Here is a 22,233-nt window from a genome sequence, read left to right on the forward strand (position 1 = left end):
TCCCAGGTTTCAGTACGCGCGCTCGAGCTGCTTCCGGTCGAGCGCGGCGGATTCGGTGAACAGCGCGACCACTCGCGGCGCGACGGCTCGCAGCCGCATCGTCGAAACCGCGACCGGCTCGAAGGCGTGCGCGACCGTGTCGGCGAGCAACGCCGGCGGCGGCGGGAAAGTCTCGACGAGGAAGCCGTGCAGCACGGCCCGGTAAGCGACGGCGAGCTCCCGGGGCGGCCGGTCGGCGCGCAGCAGGTCGTTCGCCGCCAGCAGTTCGAGGTACTCGACGAAGGCTTCGTCGTGGCGCGGGTCGAGCTTGGCGTGCAGCTTCGGCAGGAGCTTCCCGAGCGTGCCGGCGTCGTCGGCGTGCCCGGCGTGCAGCAGTGGCCGGCCCAGCACGTTCGCGTACTGGACCTCGGTCAGCGTCGACAGCCGCGCGGCGAGCGGGTCGGCGTCGACCGCCCGGACGAGGTCTTCGATGCTGCGCACGGACTCCCGGAGCAGCACGGCGAGGAACAGCTCCTCGCGGTTCTTCCAGTGCAGGTAGACGGTCCCCTTGCCGACGCCGGCGCGCTCGGCGACGTCCTCGATCGTCGTGCGCCGGTAGCCGGCCCGCAGCAGCAGTGCGGCGGCCGCGTCGAGGATCCGTTCGGCTCGCTCGGCGCGGTCTTCGGCAGGAGGCACTGGGCCATCATATGACCAGATTCGAAATCTGGTCAAACGTTGGCCCGGAAAACGGCGGGACGCGCGCAGCGCCCCGCCGCCGGGCCTCAGGCGTCCGAGGACCGCTTCCAGAGGTTGATGTCCGCGTCGGTCGCGTGCCCGTCGATCTCGGTCAGCTCCTCGGAGGAGAAGTCGAGGTTGCCGAGCGCGCCGACGTTGTCTTCGAGCTGCTTGACGCTGCTGGCGCCGATCAGCGCCGACGTCACGCGGCTGTCGCGCAGCACCCAGGCGAGCGCCAGCTGCGCCAGCGACTGGCCGCGCCGGGCCGCGATGTCGTTGAGCGCGCGGACGCGGTTCAGCCGGTTGTCGTCCAGCGTGTCCGGGTCGAGCGACTTCCCCTGCGCCGCCCGCGAATCCGTCGGGACGCCCTTCAGGTACTTGTCGGTCAGCAGCCCCTGCGCGAGCGGCGAGAACGCGATGCAGCCGGCGCCCACCTCTTCGAGGGTGTCGAGGAGGTGGTCCTCTTCGATCCAGCGGTTCAGCATCGAGTACGACGGCTGGTGGATCAGCAGCGGCGTGCCGAGCTCGCGCAGGAGCCGTGCGGCCTCGGCGGTCCGCTCCGAGCTGTACGACGAAATCCCGACGTAAAGCGCTTTCCCGGCGCGGACGGCGGAGTCGAGCGCCCCGACCGTCTCCTCCAGGGGCGTCTCGGGGTCGAACCGGTGCGAGTAGAAGATGTCGACGTAGTCCAGGCCCATCCGGCCGAGCGACTGGTCCAGTGAGGACAGCAGGTACTTGCGGGAGCCCCACTCGCCGTACGGGCCGGGCCACATGTCGTAGCCCGCCTTGGTGGAGATCACCAGCTCGTCGCGGTAGGGCTTGAAGTCGGTGGCCAGCAGGCGCCCGAAGTTCTCCTCGGCCGAGCCGTACGGCGGGCCGTAGTTGTTGGCCAGGTCGAAGTGCGTGATGCCGAGGTCGAACGCGCGGCGCGTGATGTCGCGCTGGGTCTGCAGGGGCTTGTCGTGGCCGAAGTTGTGCCACAGCCCGAGCGAGATCGCGGGCAGCTTGAGCCCGGAACGCCCGCAGCGGCGGTAGGGGATCGTTTCGTATCGGCCGGAAGCGGCAACGTAGGTCACGCGGCCGATGCTAGCCGGAAGGTCGGGTACGCTCCTGGTGAGCGACCGCTTAGGAGGCACGTGGTGGGCACCGGATTCTTCACCTCCGTCGACGACGTGTCGGCCAAGCTGGCCGAGGCCGGTTACCTGGCGTCGACGGCCGTGGCGACCACGGTGTTCCTCGCCGACCGGCTCGGCAAGCCGCTGCTGGTCGAGGGCCCCGCCGGCGTCGGCAAGACCGAGCTCGCCAAGGCGGTCGCGCAGGTCAGCGGCTCGCGGCTGGTGCGCCTGCAGTGCTACGAAGGCATCGACGAGGCTCGCGCGCTGTACGAGTGGAACCACGCGAAGCAGCTGCTGCGGATCACCGCCGGCCGCGACGAGACCTGGGAGCAGGCCCGCACCGACATCTTCGGCGAGGAGTTCCTGCTGCGCCGCCCGCTGCTGACGGCGATCTCGTCGGACGAGCCGACCGTGCTGCTCATCGACGAGACCGACAAGGCCGACATGGAGGTCGAGGGCCTGCTGCTGGAGGTGCTCGGCGACTTCCAGGTGACCGTGCCGGAGCTGGGCACGATCACCGCGACGCGCGCGCCGTTCGCCGTGCTGACGTCCAACGCGACGCGCGAGCTGTCCGAGGCGCTGCGCCGCCGGTGCCTGTTCCTGCACATCGACTTCCCGGACGAGGACCTCGAGCGCGACATCGTCCTGCTCAAGGTCCCGGGCATCGATGCCGCGCTCGCCGATTCCGTCGTCCGGGTGATCGCCGCGCTGCGCGCGATGGACCTGCGCAAGCTCCCCTCCGTCGCCGAAACGATCGACTGGGCGCGCACGCTGCTCGCGCTCGGCGCCTCGACCCTGGACGAGCAGGTCGTCCGCGAAAGCCTCGGCGTCGTCCTCAAGCACCAGGACGACATCGCCAAGGCCGGCGCCGGCCTGAAGCTCGAACAGGTCCTGGACGCGTCGTGACCGGCGGCGTGCCGGAGCGGCTCGCGTCGTTCGTCAAGGCACTGCGGGCCCAGGGCATCCCGGCCGGACCTGCCGAGACCGTCGACGCCGCCGCCGCGCTGGAAGTCCTCGGCATGGACGACCGCTCGCTCGTCCGCGAAGGCCTGGCCGCGGCCCTGGTCCGCCGCGGCGGGCAGCGCGCGGTGTTCGACGCCGCCTTCGACCTCTACTTCCCGGCCGGGATCGGCACGCCCGAGCGGGCCCGCGAAGACCAGCCGTCGACGCTGGAGGAGCTGCGCGAGGAACTCGCCGCCGCGTTGGCGGACGGCGACCAGCAGGCGCTGGCCCAGCTCGCCGGGCTCGCGGTCGACATGGTGGGCCAGTACGGCTCGGCGTCCGGACCCGGTGGCGGCTTCTCGGCCCACCAGACGCTGGAGCGGCTCCAGCCGCAGACGCTCATCGCGCGGGTGCTGGCCGCGGTGCGCGGTGGCGGCGCGCGCGGCGAGTTCACCGACCGGCTCGACCGCGACGAGATCCGCCGCCGCGTCGAGGGTTTTCGCGGGCAGGTCCGCACCGAGGCGCGCCGGCGCGCCGCCGAGGTCCGCGGTCGCGAGCGCGTCGCCAAGCACGCGATCGCGCCCTCACCCGACCGGGTCGACTTCCTCATCGCCAGCCGCAACCAGCTCGCCGAGCTGCGGCGCACGATCCAGCCGTTGTCCCGCAAGCTCGCGACGCGCCTCGCCGCCCGTCGCAAGCGCACCACGCGCGGGCAGATCGACCTGCGTCGCACGCTGCGGCGGTCGCTGTCGACCGGCGGGGTCCCGCTGCGCCCGGCCTACCGCCACCGGCGGCCCGGCCGGCCGGAGATCGTGCTGCTGTGCGACCTGTCCGGGTCGGTGGCGGGCTTCGCGAACTTCACGATGCTGCTGGTGCAGGCGCTGCGCGACCAGTTCAGCAAGATCCGCGTGTTCGCGTTCGTCGACAGCGCCGACGAGGTCACCCACCTGGTCACCACCGGCGTCGCGGACCCCGAGCACCTGGGCGCGCGCATGCTGTCCGAAGCGGCGCTGGTGCGCTGGGACGGCCACAGCGACTACGGCGGCTCCCTGCGCCAGTTCACGGCGAACTGGCTGGACGCGGTGGGCCCGCGGACGTCGGTGCTGATCCTCGGCGACGCCCGCACCAACGGCGGCGACCCCAACCTCGACGCCGTCCGCGAGATCAAGGCCCGCGCCCGGCACGTCTACTGGCTGAACCCCGAACGGCGGTCCCTGTGGTCGACCGGCGACTCGGCGGCGCTGGAGTACGCCGAGGTCGTCGAGATGCACGAGTGCCGCACGGTGCACCAGCTCGGCACGCTGGTCACCCGCCTGCTGCCGGTGTGAGCCAGGCGTCGATGTCTTCGAGGGCCTTCCGCTTCGTCGCTTCGGGGGCGAAGGACGCCGTGACGCTCGCCCGCGCGAAGCCGGCCATCGCGGTGTCGTCGTAACCGAAGGCGTCGCGGACGCGGGTGTACTCCGCGGCCAGGTCGGCGCCGGTGACCGACGGGACGTCGGTGTTGAGCGTGACCGTCAGCCCGGCCTCGACCAGCCGGGGGAGCGGGTGCTCGGGCAGCGACGGGACCAGCCCGAGCGTCACGTTCGACGACGGGCAGACCTCCAGCGCGAGCCCTCGTTCGCGCACCTCGGCGACGAGCGACGGGTCCTCGAGCACGCGGATGCCGTGGCCGAGCCGTTCGGTGCGGCCGACGTCGAGGGCCTCGCGGATGCTGTCCGGGCCGGCGTCCTCGCCGGTGTGGTGCAGCAGGTGGATGCCCGCTTCGCGCGCCCTCTCGAAGATCGTCGCGAAAGGACGGAGGGAGTGGTTTTCCTCGCCCGCCATGCCGATCGCGAAGACTTCGTCGTACTTCAGCGCGAGGTCGAGGGTGCGCTCCGCGCGGTCGACGGGACGGCGTCGCGAGTGGTCCAGCACGAGCCGGGTTTCGAGCCCGGACAGTCCCTTGAGGACGGATGCGAGTGGCATTTCGAGGTCGCCCAGCCGCTCCCCGTGCGAGGCGGCGGTGAACGTGACTTCGGCGTAGCGCGTACCTTGGGCGAGCTCGTCTTCGCAGTACTCGCGGGCGATGCGCTCGAAGTCCTCGGGCCGCTGGAGACAGGCCCGGATGAGCGCGTTGTAGTCGGCGAACGCGCGAAAACCGGCGAACTCCGGCGGTTCGGCGGGGACGGCGACGCCGTTCGCCTCGCCGAGTTCACGGAGCGTGCCCGGCCGGATCGTGCTCTCCAGGTGGACGTGCAGGTGGGCCTTCGGCAGGGCCGCCAGGTCGCGCATGAACCCGACCCTAGAGGCCGCCGGGCGCAGCTCGCGCGGCATTTTTGTTTGGCCCCCGTCACACGGGGAACCTCGGGGTGGTTCGTCCGCGTTGTCAGGATGACCGCACACCGACGAGGGAGACGACCATGGCTTTCCTGCGCAAGCTCACCGTGCTGGCCGGAGCTGCCGGCGCCGCCCGGGCATACGCCAAGAAGAACCCCGAAAAGGTGAACGGGGCCGTCGGCAAGGCGGCCAAGTTCGTCGACGACAAGACCAAGGGCAAGTACCACGAGCAGATCGCCGGCGCGGTCCGCAAGGTCAACTCGGTGACCGGCCCGGACGGCCGCCCGGGTCCGGCCACCCGCTAGGTCACTCCGCGGTCAGGACCTCGAGGACGCCCTCGCCGTACTTGGCGAGCTTGTTCTCGCCCACGCCGCTGACCGTGCCCAGCTCGGCCAGGGACGACGGCCGCTGCGTGGCGATCTGGCGCAGGGTCGCGTCGTGGAAGATGACGTAGGCGGGGACACCCTGCTCCTTCGCGACGCCGGCCCGCCAGGCCCGCAGGCGTTCGAACAGCGGGGCCGCCTCCGCGGGCATGTCCGCCGCGGGGGCGGCCTTCCGCGCGCTGCGGACCCGGGCGGCCGCGGCGCGCTCGGGCTCGCGGCGCAGCAGCACCTCGCGTCCGCCGCCCAGCACCTCGGCACTGGCTTCGGTGAGCACCAGCGAGCCGTAGTCGCCTTCGACCGCGAGCAAGCCCTGGGCCAGCAGCTGCCGGACCACCGCGCGCCACTCCGGCTCGCGCAGCTCGGTGCCGATGCCGAACGTCTTGAGCGTGTCGTGCTGGAACTGCGTGACCTTCGGCGTGGACTTGCCGAGCAGGATGTCGATCACCTGCCCCGCGCCGAACTTCTGGCGCCGTTCGTTGCGCAGCCGCACGATCGTGGAGAGCAGCTTTTGCGCCGGGATCGTGCCGTCCCACTTCTCCGGCGGGTTCAGGCACGTGTCGCAGTTGCCGCAGGGCTCGGCCTTCTGCCCGAAGTAGTTGAGGATCTGCACGCGCCGGCATTCCACCGTCTCGCACAGCGCGAGCATCGCGTTCAGGTGCGCGGCCTGCCGCCGCCGGTGCGCCTCGTCGCCCTCGGACGTGTCGATCATCTTGCGCTGCTGCACGACGTCCTGCAGCCCGTACGCGAGCCACGCGGTGGACGGCAGGCCGTCGCGGCCCGCGCGCCCGGTCTCCTGGTAGTAGCCCTCGACGGACTTCGGCAGGTCGAGGTGCGCGACGAACCGGACGTCCGGTTTGTCGATGCCCATCCCGAACGCGATCGTGGCGACCACGATCAGGCCGTCCTCCCGCAGGAACCTCGACTGGTGCTTCGCGCGGGTGCGCGCGTCGAGGCCCGCGTGGTAGGGCACCGCCGGGATCCCGTTCTGCACCAGGAACTCCGCGGTCTTCTCGACCGAGTTCCGGGACAGGCAGTAGACGATCCCCGCGTCCCCCTTGTGCTCGGTCTGCAGCAGTTCGAGCAGCTGCCGCTGTGGCGAGTTCTTGCCGACGATCCGGTACTGGATGTTCGGCCGGTCGAAGCTGGCGACGAAGTGGCGGGCTTCGTCGAGCTTCAGCCGGGCCGAGATCTCCTGGTGCGTGGCCTCGGTCGCCGTGGCGGTCAGCGCGATCCGCGGCACGTCCGGCCAGCGTTCGTGCAACGAGGACAGCGCCAGGTACTCCGGCCGGAAGTCGTGGCCCCACTGGGAGACGCAGTGCGCTTCGTCGATCGCGAACAACGCGATCTTGCCGCGGTCGAACAGCCGCGCGGTGGACTCCATCGACAGCCGTTCCGGTGCCAGGTAGAGCAGGTCGAGCTCGCCGGCCAGGAACGCCGACTCGACCTCCTGGCGGGCCGCGTAGTCCTGCGTGGAGTTCAGGAACCCCGCGCGGACACCGGCGTTGCGGAGTGCGTCGACCTGGTCCTGCATCAGCGCGATCAGTGGCGAAACCACCACGCCCACGCCCGGCCGCACCAGCGCGGGGATCTGGTAGCACAACGACTTCCCGCCACCGGTGGGCATCAGCACGAGCGCGTCGCCACCGGCGACCACGTGCTCGACGATCGCCGCCTGGTCGCCGCGGAAGCTGTCATAACCGAACACGCGCCGGAGGGTCTCCAGCGCGTCGGACACGGTCGCGAGGTCGGTGTCTGCCACCCGGCCGACTATAGAGCGGGGGCCCGACAGTTCCGGTCCGGCCCGCCGCGGGGTGGCACACTGGGCACGTGGAGTACTGGCCGGTTCCCGATCTCGCCGCGCATTTCGCCGGCGAATGGCGGTTCGACCGGGAAATCCGCACCGCCGAAGGCGATCCGGCCGGGGACGTCACCGGCACCGCCGTCTTCACCGAGGAAGACGGCGTCCTCGTCTACCGCGAAGCCGGCGAACTGCGGCTCGGCGGGTACACCGGCCCGGTGACGCGGGAGCTGCACTACCGGCCCACCGCGCCCGGCCGCGCCGACGTGCACTTCGACCACGGCGGGTTCTTCCACGCCGTCGACCTGCGCGCCGGGCACTGGGAAGCGGACCACCCCTGCCGCGACGACTTCTACCGCGGGAGCTACCGCGTGCTCGACGCGCGCCGCTGGCGGCAGGAGTGGGCGGTCCGCGGCCCGGCGAAGGACCACGTGATCGTCACCCGGTTCAGCCGGCCGCCGGGCTGAGCAGGTCGGCCAGGTCGATCCGGCGCAGGAACTCGCTCCGGACGCGGTCGCCGACCTCGGCCACCAGCCACCCGCCGTCGTCGGCCGGGTCGATGTGCACCCGGAAGGGCCGTTTCCCCTTCGGCAGGTCGACCACGCGCGCCAGCTCTTCCGCGACGACCGCGACGTCCGCGTCCGCCGGGGTGATCTCGGCCAGCTTCGCCGCGACGTGGTCGGTCAGGCCCGCGTATCGCTCTTCGTAGGCCTTCGCGACGGCCTCGTCGGCGGGGTGCCCGGAGTTGGGGAAGTGGTTGGTGCCCGCGGTGAACGCGCCCGGCACGACGATCGTGGTGTCGATCCCGAAGCGCGCGACCTCGGCGGCGTAGCTGACCGCGAGGCTGTCCATCGCCGCCTTCGCCGCGAAGTACGGCGCCAGGTAGGGCGGGGTGCCACCGCGGACGCTGCTGCTCGACACCCACACCAGCAGCCCGTCGCCCTGGGCGCGCAGGTGGGGGAGGGCGGCGCGGTTGACGCGCTGGGTGCCGATCGCGTTGGTGTCGTAGAGCTGCGCGAGCTGCTCCGGCGTGAACGCTTCGGCCGGCCCGAGCACCATGTGCCCGGCGTTGTGCACGACGACGTCCAGCCGGCCCTGCTCGGCCACGATCCGGGCGATGGCGGCGTCGGCCGAGTCCTGGCTGGTGACGTCGAGGTCGACCGTCCGCAGGTCGGCGCCGTGTTCGCGGGCGTACGCGGCGGCGGCTTCGACCTGGGGCGCGTTGCGGCCGCCGGGGTCGCGCACGCCCGCGTAGACGGTGTGCCCGGCGCGGGCCAGCGCCCGGGCGGAGAGGGCGCCGATCCCGCTGGAGGCGCCGGTGACGACGATGATCATGGTCTCTTCCTTCGCGTTCGGGGGGATGCTCAGACGATGCCGCCGTTGGCGCGCAGCACCTGGCCGTTGACCCAGCGGGCCGGACCGGCGAGGAACGCGACGACCTCGGCGATGTCCTCGGGCTTGCCGAGCCGCTCGAGCGGCGGCTGCTTGGCCATCCGGTCGATGGTCTCCTCGTCCTTGCCGTCGAGGAACAGCGCGGTGGCCGTCGGGCCGGGCGCGACCGTGTTCACGGTGATGTCGCGGCCGCGCAGCTCGCGCGCCAGGATCATGGTGATCGCCTCGACCGCGCCCTTGGTCGCGTTGTAGATGCCGTAGCCGGGCAGGTTCAGGCCGAGCACCGAGGTCGACGTCGTGATGACCGCGCCGCCCTCGCGCACCCGCCGCGCGGCCTGCTGGGCCACCGCGAACGTGCCGCGGATGTTGGTGCGGTGCACCCGGTCGAGGACCTCGAAGTCGGTGTCGGCGATCGGTGTCGGCGCGTTCATCACGCCGGCCAGGTGGGCGACGACGTCCACGCCGCCGAAAGCGGCCTCGGCGGTGTCGAACAGCTCCGCGACCGCGGCCGGGTCGGCCACGTCGGCGCGGACGGCGATCGCCCGGCCACCGCGCTCGGTGATGGCGTCGACCGCGGCCTGGGCTTCCTTCTCGTTGCCGGCGTAGTTGACGACGACGGCCATGCCATCGGCGGCCAGGCGCTCGGCGACCTGGCGGCCGATGCCGCGGGAGCCGCCGGTGACGATCGCGACGCGGGTCTCGGTGGTGCTCATCGGTGCCTTCTTCCTGCTCGGGTAACACTGCTTCCGTCTTGCTGTTATCGACGATAGCAGTCGGACGGTAACAACGCTAGTCGGTAGTTGTTATCGTCGTTACACCGCTGGTGGGGCCTCGGCATCCGGCGGTATCCGCGCGGCCGGTCGGCCGAATCGCGGATGAACACGGTTTTCGACTCCCGGGTAGCGGGCACACCGAGCGCATCGGGGGCGAGATCCGTGAAGGAGATTGCGCAATGCCCACATGGCTGATCGTCGTGATCGTCGTCGTGGCCGTCGCGGTGCTCGGCGCCGTGATTTGGCTTGTGACACAGGAGATGCAGCGAAAACGGCTGCAAGAGCGCTTCGGGCCGGAGTACGAGCGGGTCGTCAAGGAGAGCGACAATCCCCGTGCGGCGCAACGGGAACTCGCCGAGCGCGAGCGCCGGCACAAGGAGCTCGACATCCGCCCGCTGTCGGCGTCGGCGCGCGAGCGCTACGCCCGGGAATGGGCGCAGGTGCAGGAAAAGTTCGTCGACCAGCCGGCCGAAGCGGTCAGCGAGGCGGACCAGCTCCTCGTGGCGCTGATGGGCGAACGCGGTTACCCGACCGAAGGCTACGAGCAGCAGGTGACCGACCTTTCCGTGCGCCACGCCAAGACGCTGGAGCACTACCGAGCCGCGCACAACACGCAGCAGAAGCGGGACGGAGCGTCCACTGAGGACCTGCGCGACGCGATGGTGCGCTACCGGACCGTCTTCGAGGACCTGCTGACCGACGGCGCCGACGACGAGCACCGCGACCACGATCACGATCGGGACCGCGAGCACGACCACCACGACCGCCGGAACGGCCACGACCACGACCGCGCCGACCGTGGTGACACCGCCAAGCAAGAGCACCAGGCGTCCGCGCAGCCGCGGACCGAGTGGAACGGAGGACGCTGACCATGACCGAGCACCTGACGCGGCACGGCACCGACCGCGACGACGACTTCGCCCACGACGACCTGTCCCACGATGACGTTCCCCGCGACGACGTGTCCCGGGACGACGACGTGCGCGACGGCACCACCGAGGTCCCCGACCAGGAGCGGACCGACTTCCGCGAGCCCGGCACCGACGAGGACCGCGGCACCGGCCAGGACCAGAACCTGAGCACCGCCGACCTGGCTTCGGCGTCGGCGGGTCCGGACACCGCCGGGTCTGCCACGGACACCGCCGCGCCCGCGCGGTCCGGCGGCGACGTGGAGACGCCGCCGCTGATCGACGAGGACAAGGTCACCGGGTTCCGCGACCGCTGGCAGAACGTGCAGACCGGCTTCGTCGACGACCCGAAGCAGGCCGTGCAGCAGGCCGACGAGCTGGTCGCCGCCGTGATCAGCGCGCTGGCCACGACGTTCGCCGAGCACAAGGGCGACCTGGAAGCCCAGTGGCAGCAAGGGGAACCGGCCACCGAGGAGCTGCGGATCGCGCTGCGGCGCTACCGCTCGTTCTTCGACCAGCTGCTCCCGCGGTAGCGAGATCCGTTTGCCGGCGGGCATGATCGGGTAGCACGCCGGTGAACGGGTTCCGCAACGGGAGGCAGCCGATGAACGTGGCCGATCTGCTCATCGACGGGTTCGGCCGGGTCCGGGAGAACGTGCACGCGGCGGTGGAAGGGCTCACCGCCGAGCAGCTCCGGACCCGGCCGGCCCCCGAAGCCAACTCGATCGCCTGGCTGGTGTGGCACCTGACCCGCGTCCAGGACGACCACGTCGCGGACGTGGCCGGGACCGAGCAGGTGTGGACCGGCGAGGACTGGCTTTCGCGCTTCGGCCTCCCGTTCCCCGCGGGCGACACCGGCTACGGCCACCGCCCGGCCGACGTCGAGGCGGTCCGGGTCGACGATCCCGCCCTGCTCACCGGCTACTACGACGCCGTGCACGAGCAGACCCTCCGGTTCGTGGAGAACCTCGACGACAAGGCCCTCGACCGGATCGTCGACGAGGCCTGGGACCCGCCGGTGTCCCTCGGCGTCCGGCTGGTCAGCGTCCTCGACGACGACATCCAGCACGCCGGGCAGGCGATGTTCGTCCGTGGCGTACTGGAGCGCCGCTAGCCCTCGTAACCGTCGCCGCGGTGGTCGGCCAGGCGCTGCGGGCCCGGCCCGTCGGCGCCGAGCCGGTCGCCGGGGTTGGCGAGCCGGCACTTCGCCAGCGACATGCAGCCGCAGCCGATGCAGTCGCTGAGCTGGTCGCGCAGCTGTTCCATCTGACGGATCCGCGCGGTCAGGTCTTCCTGCCAGCACTTCGAGATCCGCGCCCAGTCGGCCCGGGTCGGCGTGCGGTCGTCGGGCAGGAGCGCGAGCACCTCCCGGATCGCCGACAGCGGCATGCCGACCCGCTGGGACATCCGGATGAAGGTCACCCGCCGCAGCGCGTCGCGGCAGTAGCGGCGCTGGTTGCCGGCCGTGCGGCGGCTGCGGATGAGGCCCTCGTCTTCGTAGAACCGCAGGGCCGACGCAGGCACCCCGCTGCGCCGCGAGAGTTCACCCACGCTCAGGTCGGGCAACGGCCGGGCTGTGGCGTTCACCATGCTTACCAGCCAACCACAGGCGCGTGCTTGACTTCAAGCGGGCTTGAAGTCTGATCCTGGCCCGGACGGCAACAACGCCGCTGTGCCAAGGAGGAAGTGTGTCCGAAGCTCCCGTGCGGGTCGCGGTGATCGTGGGAAGTGTCCGGGAAGGACGGTTCGGCCCGGTGGTCGCGGACTGGCTGGCCGGCGTGGCGAGCGAGCACGGCGGGTTCGCGGTGGACGTGGTCGACCTGGCCGAGCCCGACCTGCCGATGGTGCTGCCGGCCTTCGGCGCGACGCCACCGCCGGCGGTCGTCGCCGAGGTGGCGAAGGTGACGCCGCGGCTCGAAGCGGCCGACGCGTTCGTCGTCGTCACCCCGGAGTACAACCACAGCTACCCGGCTTCGCTGAAGAACGCGATCGACTGGCACCGCACGGAGTGGGCGGCCAAGCCGGTCGCGTTCGTCTCGTACGGCGGCATGTCGGGCGGCCTGCGCGCGGTGGAGCACCTGCGGCCTGTCTTCGCCGAGCTGCACGCGGTCACGATCCGCGAGACGGTCAGCTTCCACGGCGCCCACGCGCGCTTCGGACCGGACGGCACCCCGACCGACGACGGCGCGGCGGTCGCGGCGAAGACGATGCTCGACCAGCTGGGCTGGTGGGCCCGGTCGCTGACGGAGGCCCGCGCGGTTCGCCCGTACCCCGGAGCTTGACTTCGGAGCTGCTGGCTCGCCTCGACTTGGCGGACGCCCTCCCGGTGCGGCCGAGCTGCGCGAAGCGACGTACGAGCTGTTGCACTGCGGGCCGGGCGACCGGGTGCTGGACATCGGCTGCGGCGGGGGACGGGGTACGCCCGTGGGCGCGGATCGCGACCCGCGGATGCCGGCCGCGGCCCGGGCGCGAGGTGCGGCTTCGCCGGGCTTCCCGGCACCTGCTTCCGCGGCCCGGGCGCGCGGGCCGTCTCCGCAGGCGGAGTTCGTCGGGGCCGTGCGTCCACAGTAGACGGTGCTCAGGACGCCTGGCACGCCTGGTACGGCAGCCGGACGTCGGGCCCGGAGACGGCGATCGTGCCGTCGACCGAGTACCGGCCGTCGGCCGCCAGCGCCGCGAACGCCGTGCAGACCAGCTGGTTGACCCCGACGCCGGCGATCGGCTTCAGCGGGAACGAGACGGTGATCGTCGCCGGCGGGCCGGGCTCCAGCGTGACCGATCCGGCCCGGCGCGGCAGGGCCGTCACGTACCCGTCGGATCGCTCGGCTTCGGTCGGTCCGTCCAGCAGCATCGTCAGCGCCGCTTCGACACCGACCGCCCCGCCGATCGGGCGCGTCACCGGGACCGGCCGCCCGTTGATGACGAAGTAGAGGATCACTTCGGCGTCGCGCCCCGGGCTGCCCGGGTTGCGCAGCGTCGGCGCCGGCCCGGCCGTGACGACGCCGGTCGGCTTGACGCCGCACGCGCTGACCAGCAGCACCACGGCCAGGACGAGGAGCTTCTTCACCGCGCCCCCTCGAACCGGGCTTCGCCGGGCAGGCGCAGCTCGAACCGGGCGCCGGTGCCGGTGTTGGCCGCGACGATGTCACCGCCGTGCAGCCGCGCGTTCTCGCGGGCGATGGACAGCCCGAGCCCGCTGCCCTCGGACCGCGCCCGGGACGTGTCCGCCTTCGCGAAGCGGTCGAAGATCCGGGGGAGCACCTCGTCGGGGATGCCGGGCCCGTGGTCGGTGACGGTCAGCACGACGGTTCCCTGATCGGCCCGCAGCACCACCTCGACCGGCGGGGCGCCGTGCCGCAGCGCGTTGCCGACGAGGTTCGCCACGACGATGTCCAGCCGCCTCCGGTCGAGCGCCGCCGTGATCCCGGCCGGCAGGTCGGCGACGACGTCCGGCCCGGGTTCCCAGCCGCGCGCGGTGAGGCTGTCGGTGACCGCGGCGGCGACGTCCAGCTCCTCCCGGCGCAGCTCGGCCCGGCCGGCGTCGAACCGGGAGATCTCGATCAGGTCCTGCACGAGCCGCGTCAGCCGTTTCGTCTCCGCCGAGACCAGCCGCGCGGCCACCGCGGTGTCCGCCGGCAGCTGGCCGGCGTCCTCGTCGAGGACGTCGGTGACCGCGTTCATCGCCGCCAGCGGCGTCCGCAGCTCGTGCGAGACGTCGGCGACGAACCGCCGCGCGTCGGCCTCCATCGCGCGCAGCGTGCCGACCGTGCGCTCGAGCTCCGCCGCGGTGTTGTTGAACGTCGTGACCAGCTGCGCGAGCTCGTCGGAGCCCTTGACGCGAAGCCGCACGTCGAGCCGGCCGCGGCCGAGCTGGTCCGCCGCGGTGTTCAGCGCGCGCACCGGCCGCAGCACCTGCCGCGCCGCCAAGAGTGCCACCGCCACCGCGAGCGGGAGGGCCAGCGCGGCCGTCTGCCACGCCGTCCGGGACAGGTCCTCGATCGCGGTCTGCTGCTGGCCCAGCGGCGTCCCCGCGTAGACCTCGAGGCCGCTCGCCCGGCCCGCCCCGGTCTGCACCGGGATCCCGACGAAGAACATCGGGAACCCCTGGACGTCGACCCGCTGGAACTGGATGTTCGTGCTGTTCGCCACGGCCTCCCGCAGCGCCCCCGGCACGTCCTGCGGCGCCATGCCCGACGACGAGTACAGGCCGTGGTAGACGACCAGCGCGCCGCTGGGCTTGAGCGCGGCCGCGAAGGCGTCGAGCGTGGCCTGGGTCGGCGGCAGGGACACGGTCGGCAGGTACGCGACGATCTGGTCGCGCAGCTTCAGCATCGTCTGGTCCTGGATGCCCTCGAGGATGGTGTTGCGCGCGGAGACGTAGCTCGCGCCGGCCGCGGCGGTGGCGCCGAGGATCATGATGACCGCGAACGCGGCGACCAGCCGGGGCCGCAGCCCGGCGAGCCACGAGCGGATCCGCCGGATCACGACCGGCCGAACCGGTAGCCGAACCCCCGGACCGTCTGCACGTACTCCGGCTTCGCCGGCACGTCCTCGATCTTCGCCCGCAGCCGCTGCACGCACGCGTCGACGAGCCGCGAGTCGCCGAGGTAGTCGTGGTCCCAGACGGCGGAGAGGATCTGCTGGCGGCTGTACACCTGCCCGGGCGTGCGCGAGAGCTCCAGCAGCAGCTTCAGCTCGGTCGGGGTCAGCGACACGGCGGCGCCGCGCTTGGTCACCTCGAGCCCGGCCCGGTCGATCACCAGGTCGCCGTGGCGTTCCTGGGGTTCCGGCGGCTCGCCCGGCCGCTCGCTGACGGCCCGCCGCAGCACCGCCCGGATCCGCGCGTCCAGCACCCGGGGTTCGACCGGTTTGGCGACGTAGTCGTCCGCGCCCGCTTCGAGCCCCGCCACGATGTCGAAGTCGTCGCTGCGCGCGGTGAGCATGATGATCGGGATCGGCCCGGACGCCCGCATCCGGCGGCAGGTCTCGAAGCCGTCCATGCCGGGCAGCATGAGGTCGAGCACGACGATGTCGGGCCGGTGCCGCACGAGCACCTCGATGCCGAGCTCACCCGATTCGGCGGTGTGCACCACGTGCCCCTGCCGGCGCAGGGCCAGTTGCAGTCCTTCCCGCACCGCCGCGTCGTCTTCTACCACCAGTACCTCGGCCACGGCGCCATTATTCGGAAAAGCGCACGTCGTGGCGACCCGGGCGGATCTTGTAGCGAAACCATGACATCGCGCTGACGGGATCCCGAAATGCGGTGCCCAGACTCGGGGACATGGCAGTGACTATCTCCGAGACGCGACGCGCTCCCGTCCGCCACGCGCTCGTGACCAGCGCCGTGTCCCGCACCGCCGTGCTCGCGGCGAGCGCGGCCGGGTTCGCCTTCGCCTTCGTCGCGGCCTACGTGCTGTTCGTCCGCACCGAAGCCGGCCGCAGCGTCGAGAACGGCGTCGTCCGCAGCGCGCAGGCGGCGGGGACCACAGTGGACTGGGCGGGCCCGCTGCGGCAGGCCGACCAGGTCGTCCTGCTCGGCGGGGTGGCGGTGCTGGTGGTGGTGATCGCCCTGGTGCGGCGCCGGTTGGCGCTCGGCGTGACGGCCTTGTTCCTGCTCACCGCGCCGCTGGTGGTGGCGCAGCTGCTCAAGCTGTACGTCCTGGACCGGCCGAGCACGGGCGACCGGTTCGGCGTCGCGAGCCACAACAGCTTCCCGAGCGGGCACGTCAGCGCGGCGATGGCCGTGCTGGTGGCCATCGCGATCGTCCTGCCCCGCCGCTACCGCCCGCAGGCCCTGGTGATCGGCGGCGTCGGCGTCGCCTGGGTCTCGGCCGCGGCGGTGGCGCTGGGCTGGCACCGGTTGAGCGACACCGTCGGCGGCTGCCTCCTGGTCGCCGCGGTCACCTGCGCCGGGGCGGCGGTGGTCTCCGCCCGCCGCCCCGACGGTGACCGGGTGCCGCCCCTGCCGGTGCTGTGCGGGTTGCTCGCGCCGGTGGCCGTGGTGCTGGCGGGTTACCTGGTGCTCGGGACGGCGACGTCCGGGGCCGCCCAGTTCGTCGCCGCGATGGTGCTCGCCGCGCTGTCGGCGATGGCGGTGGTGGTCCTGCTGGTGGGCCCGCTGCGGCGGGTGGCGTTCGACCCGGCCGAGGCCCGCGTCCGGCGGCTCCTGCGCCGCTGAGGCCGGCGGGCCAGTTTCGGCGGATTGGCCCGCGACAACGCCGTTCGCGGTGCTTAGCGTCGGGGACGTGCATCCGAGGCTCGCCGAAGACCTGAACTCCCTGCCCGACCTGCTCGACGCCGCGCGGAAACTCACCGGGGAGGCGCTGGCCGGGCTGCCCGAGCGGCCCGCCGCCGTACCGCCCGGGGAGGTCACCCGGGCGCCGTTGCCGCTCGAAGGCGCGGGTGCCCGGGGTGCGCTGGAGGAGTTCTCGCGGCGCTGGGAAGCCGGCTTCGCGGGCAGCGCCGGACCGCGCTACCTCGGGTTCGTCACCGGCGGGGCGACCCCGGCGGCGCTCGCCGGGGACTGGCTCACCGCCACCTACGACCAGAACCCCGCCAGCGGCCTGGACTCCTCGGCGCAGGACCTGGAGCGCGAGACGGTCGGCTGGCTGGCCGAGCTCTTCGGGCTCGGCGCGGAGTTCTCCGGCGCGTTCGTCACCGGCGCCACCATGTCCACCGTCACCGGGCTCGCCATCGCCCGCGAATGGCTCGGGGAACGCGCCGGGATTCCGGTGTCCGACGACGGCGCCGCCGCGCTCGGACCGGTCACCGTGCTGTCCGGCTCGGCGCACTCGAGCGTCCTGAAGGCGTTGTCGTTCCTCGGGATGGGCCGCTCGGCACTGCGGAAGGTGCCGCTGCTGCCCGGCCGCGAAGCCGTCGACGTCGACCGGCTGGCCGAGGCGCTCGAAACGCTCGACGGGCCGGCCGTCGTCGTCGCGAACGCGGGCACCGTGAACACCGTCGACTTCGACGACCTGCGCGCGATCGCCGCCCTCAAGCGGCGGTACGACTTCTGGCTGCACGTCGACGCCGCGTTCGGCGGGTTCGCCGCCCTCGCCCCCGAGCACGCGGCGCTGACCGCGGGCCTCGACCAGGCCGACTCGGTGGTCGTCGACCTGCACAAGTGGCTCAACGTGCCCTACGACTCCGCCGTCCAGTTCACCCGCCGCCGCGACCTGCAGCTGCGCGTGTTCGGCAACAACGCGGCCTACCTCGGCGAGATCGGCGACACCCCGGACTTCCTGCACCTCACGCCGGAGAACTCCCGCCGGCTGCGCGCCCTCCCGGCCTGGTTCTCGCTCGTGGCCTACGGCCGGGACGGGCACCGCGAGATCGTCGAGCGCTGCGTGGCGCTCGCGCGGGACCTCGGCGCGCGCCTCGACGGCTCACCGCACTGGCGGCTGCTCGCGCCCGTGCGGCTCAACGTCGTCTGCTTCGCCCCGGCCGCCGAGCGTGACATCGACGCCCTCGTCCGCGCCATCGCCGAGGACGGCACCACGTTCCTGACCCCGACGGTGTTCGACGGCCGGCCGGCCCTGCGCGCCGCCTTCAGCAACTGGCGGACGACCGCGGCCGACGTCGCCCGCGTCTTCGCCGCGCTCGACCGCGTGACCGCCGGTTAGCTCCGGTCCGACTTCGGCATCAGGTACTTCCACGGCGAGGCGCCGGCGCCCAGTTCGCACGGCACGTGCACCAGCGCCGGCCGGCCCGCGGCGAACGCCTTGTCCAGCGCGCCGCGCAGGTCGTCCGGGGTGCGCGCGGTCAGGCCGAGCGCGCCGAACGTCTCGGCGAGCCGGGCGAAGTCCGGGTTCCGCAGCCGCCCGCCCAGTGCGCGGCCCTCGAACAGCCGCTCCTGGTCGAGGTGGACGTTGCCGTAGTAGCCGTTGTCGAACACGACCGCCACCACGTTCAGTCCGTATTGGACGGCGGTGGCCAGCTCCTGCGCGGCGAACATGAACCCGCCGTCCCCCGCCACCGACACCACCGGCCGGTCCGGGAAGGCCGCCTGCACGCCGAGCGCCGTCGGGTAGCCGAAGCCCAGCGTGCCCTGGTGGCCGCACGTGACGAAGGTGCGCGGCGAGTAGACCTCGAACCCGAAGTAGGACGCGAAGCCGACCTGGCAGATCTCCTCGACGAAGAAGCCGTCGCGCGGCAGCACGTCCCGGATCGCCCGCAGGTAGTCCAGCTCCGGCCCCACGTCGGCGAACCGCTCGGCCACCGCCGCCTTCAGCGCGGTGAACTCCCCCGTCCGGTCCGTCCTTTGTGGACCGGCGGCCGCGGTCAGCGCGGCCGTGGCGTCGGCGGCGTCGGCGACGATCGCGACGTCCGCGTCGAGCCGGGTCGCCTGCCGCGGGTCGATGTCGAGCAGGATCGTCTTCAGGCCGGCCGGCTTGTCCGGCCAGCGGAACCAGGACAGCTCCATCCGCGAGCCGATGCCGACCACGACGTCGGTCTCCGCCCACCGCTCGAAGCCGGAGACGCAGGTGAAGCCGAGCGGGTGGTCGTCGCCGACGATGCCCCGCCCGCCGCGGAACGGCACCACCGGCGCCTGCAGCCGTTCGGCCAGTGCCCGGACCTCGGCCGCCGCGTCCCGGGCGCCGCCGCCCACCATGATCATCGGGTGCTTCGCCCTGGCGAGGAGTTCGGCGGCTTGCTCGACGGCGACTGGGTCGACGGCCGGCCTGGGCAGCGGCAGCGGGCCGACGGGTTCCGCCGGGGCGTGCAGGCCCAGCACGTCCCAGGGCACCGCCAGCGAGACCGGCCTGGGCCGCCCGCCCGCGGCTTCGCGGAACGCGGTCGCCAGCGCGTCCGGGATCCCGGACGGGTGTTCGACCAGCTCCGACCACTTGGTCATCGTCCGCAGGGTGGCGAGCTGGTCGGGCATTTCGTGCAGGTGCCCGAGCCCGCGGCCGAGGTACGCGCGCGGGATTTCGCTGGTCAGGCACACGACCGGGGCGCTGGCGCCGTGCGCCGAGAGCAGCGCCGCCGACGAGTTCAGGACCCCCCGGGCCGGGCACGACGGTGTAGACGCCGGTGCGCCCGGTCGCCTGCGCGTAGCCGAACGCCATGTAGGCCACGGTCTGCTCGTGCCGGGCGCCGATCACCCGGATTTCGTCGCCGGCGCGGGCCAGGCTGTCGAACAGGTCGTAGGTCTGCACGCCGGGCAGCCCGAAGACGGTGTCGACACCGTGGGCCCGCAGGCCGTCGACGATCAGGTCGGCCGCGGTGGGGGCGGGCGGGGAACTCGGCATCGGCGCGGCCTCCTGGGCGTCATCCGTCGACGGGACCATATATGGTTTCCTACATGATCAGCGCGTCCTCGGGAAGACCGGTCACGAAGTCCCAGCTGGCCTACGAGACGATCAAGGCCAGGATCCTCGACGGCCGCTACGGGCCCGGGTACCGGCTGGTGCTCGACCAGATCGGCCGCGAGCTGGCGGTCAGCGCGGTGCCGGTCCGCGAGGCCCTGCGCCGGCTGGAGGCCGAGGAGCTGATCGAGTTCGAGCGGAACGTCGGGGCCCGGGTGGTCGCCATCGACCCGACGGAGTACCGGTACGCGATGCAGACGGTGGCGATCGTCGAGGGCGCGGCGACCGGCCTCGCCGCGCCGCTGCTCACGCCGGCCGACCTGGCGCGCGCCCGGGCGCTGAACGAGCGGATGCGCCGGAGCCTGGCCGAGTTCGATCCCCTGACGTTCACCGCGCTGAACGCCGAGTTCCACGAGGTGCTGTTCAGCGCCTGCCCCAACCCGAACCTGGTGGATCTGGTGCAGCGGTGCTGGACCCGGCTCGCGGCGGTCCGGGACAGCACGTTCGCGTCGGTCCCGGGGCGGGCGCCGGCGTCGGTCGAGGAGCACGAGCGGTTGCTGGCGCTGATCGAGAGCGGCGGCGGGCCGGCGGAGGTCGAGCAGTGCGCGCGGGAGCACCGGCTGGCGACGCTGGAGGCTTATCTCGCCCGGGAACGGTGACCGGCCGGAGGGTTGCTCGAGCCGCCTTCGGAGTGTCAGGGTCGGGGATGCCGATCTTCTCCGCGCCGGACGGGACCGCGCTCTCCTTCCGCCTTCTCGGGTCCGGTGGCGAGCCCGTGGTCTGCCTGCCCGGCGGCCCCATGCGCGCCGGGGCCTACCTCGGGGACCTCGGCGGGCTCGGCTCCCGGCTCGCAGTGCTCGACTTGCGGGGGACCGGGGACTCCGGCACTCCCGCCGATCCCGGCACCTACCGGTGCGATCGGCAGGTCGAGGACGTCGAGGCGCTGCGCAAGCACCTCGGCCTCGACCAGCTCGACCTGCTCGGGCACTCGGCCGGGGCCAGCCTCGCCGTCCTCTACGCCGCCCGGTATCCCGGCCGGCTGCGGCGGCTCGTGCTCGTCGCGCCGAGTCCGCGCGCGGTCGGGTTGCAGCTGTCCGTCGACGACCGGCGGCGGATCATGGCCCGGCGGGCCGGGGCCCCGTGGTTCGACACCGCCGCCGCGGCCTACGACGCCATCGCCGCGCGGCGGGCGACCAGTGGTGACTGGGCCGCCGTCGCGCCGATGTACTACGGCCGGTGGGACGACGCCGCCCGGCGTCACCAAGCGACCGAGCCGGGGCAGCGCAACGGCGCCGCCGCGCGCGTCTACAACGCCGAGGGCGCCTTCGAACCCGAAGTCACGCGGGCCGCGCTCGGGGCCGTGGACGCTCCCGTGCTGGTGCTCGCCGGGGAGCTGGACTGGATCGCGAGCCCGGCCGTCGCCGGTGAGTTCGCCGCGCTCTTCCCGGACGCCCGGGTCGTCGTCCTGCCCGGGGCCGCGCACTACCCCTGGCTGGACGACGCCAGCGGGTTCGGCTCAGCTGTCGCGGGTTTCCTGGGGTGACGCCGGGTTCCGGCGCGGCTTGATGCGGACCGCCGGCAGCTGGGGTGCCGGCAGCCGCTGGGGCGTGCCCGTGTAGCCGGTGACGCTGCCGAACTGGTCGGACTCCGCCTCCCAGGCCTCGCGGAAGGCTGCGATCTCCTCGTGCGTGCGGCCGACGAAGTTCCACCACATCAGGATCTCTTCGTCGAACGGGGTGCCGCCGAGCAGGAGGAACCGGGCCGGCGCCGGGCCGCGGTTGCTCAAGGTCAGCGAGCGCACGCCGACGCCGATGTACCCCAGTTCCGCCGCGCGGACGCGGGTGCCCGCGACGACGACGTCGCCGGTGTCGACCAGGACGCCGTGTTCGAAGCGGGGGTCGACGCCGAGGGACATGTGGGCGTCCGGGCCCAGGACGATCTCCGCGCCCAGCAGCGGGGTGTACGTCGGGATCGGCGACGTGCGCCCGGCCAGCGACCCGAGGAACACCCGGATCTCCGCGCCCTCGATCCGGTTCACCGACGGCACGTAGTGGTCGAACGCGCGGGCCGTGTGCCGGTGCCGCTCGGGCAGCGCCACCCAGAGCTGGACGCCGTGCAGCGTCTTCGCCGCCGGGGTCGAGACCTCCGAGTGGCAGATGCCGTGCCCGCCGGTCATCAGGTTCAGCTCGCCGGGGCGGACCATTTCGTGCGTGCCCAGGCTGTCGCGGTGCTCGATCTCGCCGGCGAACAGCCAGCTCACCGTCTGCAGGCCGGTGTGCGGGTGCGGGGCGACGTCCATCGCGCCGGTGACCTCGGTCGGGCCGTAGTGGTCGGCGAAGCACCAGGCGCCGATCAGCGACCGGGACCGCTGGGGGAGCGTCCGCCGGACCCGCATCGCGCGCGGGCCGCCCAAGGGCACCTCGCGCGGGGTGAGGATCTCGACGGCGGGGTGCTCGGGATCGGCGGCCGTGGGCCGGTCACCACAGGCGAGCTCGGCGGGGGCGGCCTCGGTGTTGCTCATGCCCGCCACGGTAGTCGCGTCGCTCGCCGCGGCTCGGGCCGCCGACACCGGCTCGCCCGTTGC

24 protein-coding genes and 1 pseudogene are annotated in these 22,233 nt (G+C 72.8%); 12 read left to right on the forward strand and 13 right to left on the reverse strand.

What is annotated here, in order from left to right; translation table 11 throughout:
- Positions 1-9: 9 nt before the first annotated feature.
- Positions 10-675, reverse strand: a complete 666-nt coding sequence (locus ACIRSS_RS41930) for a TetR/AcrR family transcriptional regulator (RefSeq protein ID WP_400905419.1) — start codon at positions 673-675, stop codon at positions 10-12.
- A gap of 86 nt (positions 676-761) precedes the next feature.
- Positions 762-1,790, reverse strand: a complete 1,029-nt coding sequence (mgrA, locus tag ACIRSS_RS41935) for an L-glyceraldehyde 3-phosphate reductase (RefSeq protein WP_400905422.1) — start codon at positions 1,788-1,790, stop codon at positions 762-764.
- Between the two features lie 63 nt (positions 1,791-1,853).
- On the opposite strand from mgrA, the gene ACIRSS_RS41940 reads away from it, so the two are divergent.
- On the forward strand, positions 1,854-2,735 hold the full coding sequence (locus tag ACIRSS_RS41940) for an AAA family ATPase (RefSeq protein WP_400905424.1): 882 nt from the start codon (positions 1,854-1,856) through the stop codon (positions 2,733-2,735).
- Positions 2,732-4,099: a VWA domain-containing protein gene (locus ACIRSS_RS41945; RefSeq protein WP_400905427.1), complete on the forward strand. Its 1,368-nt coding sequence runs from the start codon at positions 2,732-2,734 to the stop codon at positions 4,097-4,099. The genes ACIRSS_RS41940 and ACIRSS_RS41945 overlap by 4 nt, the downstream gene beginning before the upstream one ends.
- Here ACIRSS_RS41945 and add read toward each other — a convergent pair.
- The gene (gene add / locus ACIRSS_RS41950) at positions 4,077-5,042 is read right to left on the reverse strand and encodes an adenosine deaminase (protein WP_400905430.1); all 966 of its coding nucleotides are present in this window, start codon (positions 5,040-5,042) and stop codon (positions 4,077-4,079) included. The genes ACIRSS_RS41945 and add overlap by 23 nt on opposite strands.
- A gap of 128 nt (positions 5,043-5,170) precedes the next feature.
- Here add and ACIRSS_RS41955 point away from each other — a divergent pair, with 128 nt between their 5' ends.
- Positions 5,171-5,392, forward strand: a complete 222-nt coding sequence (locus ACIRSS_RS41955) for an antitoxin (RefSeq protein WP_400905432.1) — start codon at positions 5,171-5,173, stop codon at positions 5,390-5,392.
- Between the two features lies 1 nt (position 5,393).
- Here ACIRSS_RS41955 and recQ read toward each other — a convergent pair whose 3' ends face one another.
- Positions 5,394-7,229 (reverse strand): DNA helicase RecQ, encoded by a 1,836-nt coding sequence (gene recQ, locus ACIRSS_RS41960; RefSeq protein ID WP_400905434.1) that lies wholly within the window; start codon positions 7,227-7,229, stop codon positions 5,394-5,396.
- Between the two features lie 68 nt (positions 7,230-7,297).
- Between recQ and ACIRSS_RS41965 the strand changes: the two genes are divergently transcribed.
- The gene (locus ACIRSS_RS41965; protein ID WP_400905437.1) at positions 7,298-7,735 is read left to right on the forward strand and encodes a DUF6314 family protein; all 438 of its coding nucleotides are present in this window, start codon (positions 7,298-7,300) and stop codon (positions 7,733-7,735) included.
- Here ACIRSS_RS41965 and ACIRSS_RS41970 read toward each other — a convergent pair.
- Both ACIRSS_RS41970 and ACIRSS_RS41975 read right to left on the reverse strand, forming a co-directional pair.
- Positions 7,716-8,603, reverse strand: coding sequence for an SDR family oxidoreductase (locus ACIRSS_RS41970; RefSeq protein ID WP_400905439.1), 888 nt, complete (start codon positions 8,601-8,603; stop codon positions 7,716-7,718). The genes ACIRSS_RS41965 and ACIRSS_RS41970 overlap by 20 nt on opposite strands.
- 29 nt (positions 8,604-8,632) lie before the next feature.
- Positions 8,633-9,373: an SDR family oxidoreductase gene (locus ACIRSS_RS41975; RefSeq protein ID WP_400905441.1), complete on the reverse strand. Its 741-nt coding sequence runs from the start codon at positions 9,371-9,373 to the stop codon at positions 8,633-8,635.
- A 239-nt stretch (positions 9,374-9,612) separates the two neighbouring features.
- On the opposite strand from ACIRSS_RS41975, the gene ACIRSS_RS41980 reads away from it, so the two are divergent.
- From ACIRSS_RS41980 to ACIRSS_RS41990, 3 genes are all read left to right on the forward strand, one after another.
- Positions 9,613-10,302, forward strand: coding sequence for a hypothetical protein (locus ACIRSS_RS41980; protein ID WP_400905444.1), 690 nt, complete (start codon positions 9,613-9,615; stop codon positions 10,300-10,302).
- A 2-nt stretch (positions 10,303-10,304) separates the two neighbouring features.
- Positions 10,305-10,874, forward strand: coding sequence for a hypothetical protein (locus ACIRSS_RS41985; protein WP_400905447.1), 570 nt, complete (start codon positions 10,305-10,307; stop codon positions 10,872-10,874).
- 71 nt (positions 10,875-10,945) lie between these two features.
- Entirely contained in the window at positions 10,946-11,455 is a 510-nt protein-coding gene (locus tag ACIRSS_RS41990) for a DUF664 domain-containing protein (RefSeq protein ID WP_400905450.1), read from the forward strand.
- On the opposite strand, the gene soxR is transcribed toward ACIRSS_RS41990, so the two are convergent.
- Positions 11,452-11,931 carry a redox-sensitive transcriptional activator SoxR gene (gene soxR, locus ACIRSS_RS41995; protein ID WP_400905453.1) on the reverse strand — a complete coding sequence of 160 codons (480 nt, stop codon included), beginning with the start codon at positions 11,929-11,931 and terminating at the stop codon, positions 11,452-11,454. The two genes, ACIRSS_RS41990 and soxR, sit on opposite strands and share 4 nt — an antisense overlap.
- A gap of 98 nt (positions 11,932-12,029) precedes the next feature.
- Between soxR and ACIRSS_RS42000 the strand changes: the two genes are divergently transcribed.
- Positions 12,030-12,623, forward strand: a complete 594-nt coding sequence (locus tag ACIRSS_RS42000; protein ID WP_400905456.1) for an NADPH-dependent FMN reductase — start codon at positions 12,030-12,032, stop codon at positions 12,621-12,623.
- A 296-nt stretch (positions 12,624-12,919) separates the two neighbouring features.
- On the opposite strand, the gene ACIRSS_RS42005 is transcribed toward ACIRSS_RS42000, so the two are convergent.
- The 3 genes from ACIRSS_RS42005 to ACIRSS_RS42015 all read right to left on the reverse strand — a co-directional run bounded on the left by ACIRSS_RS42005 (position 12,920) and on the right by ACIRSS_RS42015 (position 15,512).
- Positions 12,920-13,408: a hypothetical protein gene (locus ACIRSS_RS42005; protein WP_400905459.1), complete on the reverse strand. Its 489-nt coding sequence runs from the start codon at positions 13,406-13,408 to the stop codon at positions 12,920-12,922.
- Positions 13,405-14,757, reverse strand: coding sequence for an ATP-binding protein (locus ACIRSS_RS42010; RefSeq protein ID WP_400905918.1), 1,353 nt, complete (start codon positions 14,755-14,757; stop codon positions 13,405-13,407). The genes ACIRSS_RS42005 and ACIRSS_RS42010 overlap by 4 nt, the downstream gene beginning before the upstream one ends.
- Before the next feature lie 65 nt (positions 14,758-14,822).
- A complete protein-coding gene (locus tag ACIRSS_RS42015) occupies positions 14,823-15,512 on the reverse strand; it encodes a response regulator (RefSeq protein ID WP_400905462.1) in 690 nt (229 codons plus the stop codon).
- Between the two features lie 110 nt (positions 15,513-15,622).
- On the opposite strand from ACIRSS_RS42015, the gene ACIRSS_RS42020 reads away from it, so the two are divergent.
- Positions 15,623-16,519, forward strand: a complete 897-nt coding sequence (locus ACIRSS_RS42020; RefSeq protein ID WP_400905465.1) for a phosphatase PAP2 family protein — start codon at positions 15,623-15,625, stop codon at positions 16,517-16,519.
- 67 nt (positions 16,520-16,586) lie between these two features.
- Positions 16,587-17,963, forward strand: coding sequence for a pyridoxal phosphate-dependent decarboxylase family protein (locus tag ACIRSS_RS42025; protein WP_400905468.1), 1,377 nt, complete (start codon positions 16,587-16,589; stop codon positions 17,961-17,963).
- Here ACIRSS_RS42025 and ACIRSS_RS42030 read toward each other — a convergent pair.
- A complete protein-coding gene (locus ACIRSS_RS42030; protein WP_400905920.1) occupies positions 17,960-19,339 on the reverse strand; it encodes a thiamine pyrophosphate-dependent enzyme in 1,380 nt (459 codons plus the stop codon). The genes ACIRSS_RS42025 and ACIRSS_RS42030 overlap by 4 nt on opposite strands.
- Before the next feature lie 40 nt (positions 19,340-19,379).
- Positions 19,380-19,631 (reverse strand): annotated as a pseudogene (locus ACIRSS_RS42035) (thiamine pyrophosphate-binding protein); the annotation flags it as partial.
- A 2-nt stretch (positions 19,632-19,633) separates the two neighbouring features.
- Between ACIRSS_RS42035 and ACIRSS_RS42040 the strand changes: the two are divergent.
- Both ACIRSS_RS42040 and ACIRSS_RS42045 read left to right on the forward strand, forming a co-directional pair.
- Positions 19,634-20,308 (forward strand): GntR family transcriptional regulator, encoded by a 675-nt coding sequence (locus ACIRSS_RS42040; RefSeq protein ID WP_400905470.1) that lies wholly within the window; start codon positions 19,634-19,636, stop codon positions 20,306-20,308.
- A gap of 47 nt (positions 20,309-20,355) precedes the next feature.
- Positions 20,356-21,192: an alpha/beta fold hydrolase gene (locus ACIRSS_RS42045; protein ID WP_400905473.1), complete on the forward strand. Its 837-nt coding sequence runs from the start codon at positions 20,356-20,358 to the stop codon at positions 21,190-21,192.
- Here ACIRSS_RS42045 and ACIRSS_RS42050 read toward each other — a convergent pair.
- Positions 21,166-22,170: a pirin family protein gene (locus tag ACIRSS_RS42050; RefSeq protein ID WP_400905476.1), complete on the reverse strand. Its 1,005-nt coding sequence runs from the start codon at positions 22,168-22,170 to the stop codon at positions 21,166-21,168. The genes ACIRSS_RS42045 and ACIRSS_RS42050 overlap by 27 nt on opposite strands.
- Positions 22,171-22,233: the final 63 nt, after the last annotated feature.

It is taken from the genome of Amycolatopsis sp. NPDC101161 (assembly GCF_044768185.1).
Taxonomy (GTDB): Bacteria; Actinomycetota; Actinomycetes; order Mycobacteriales; family Pseudonocardiaceae; genus Amycolatopsis.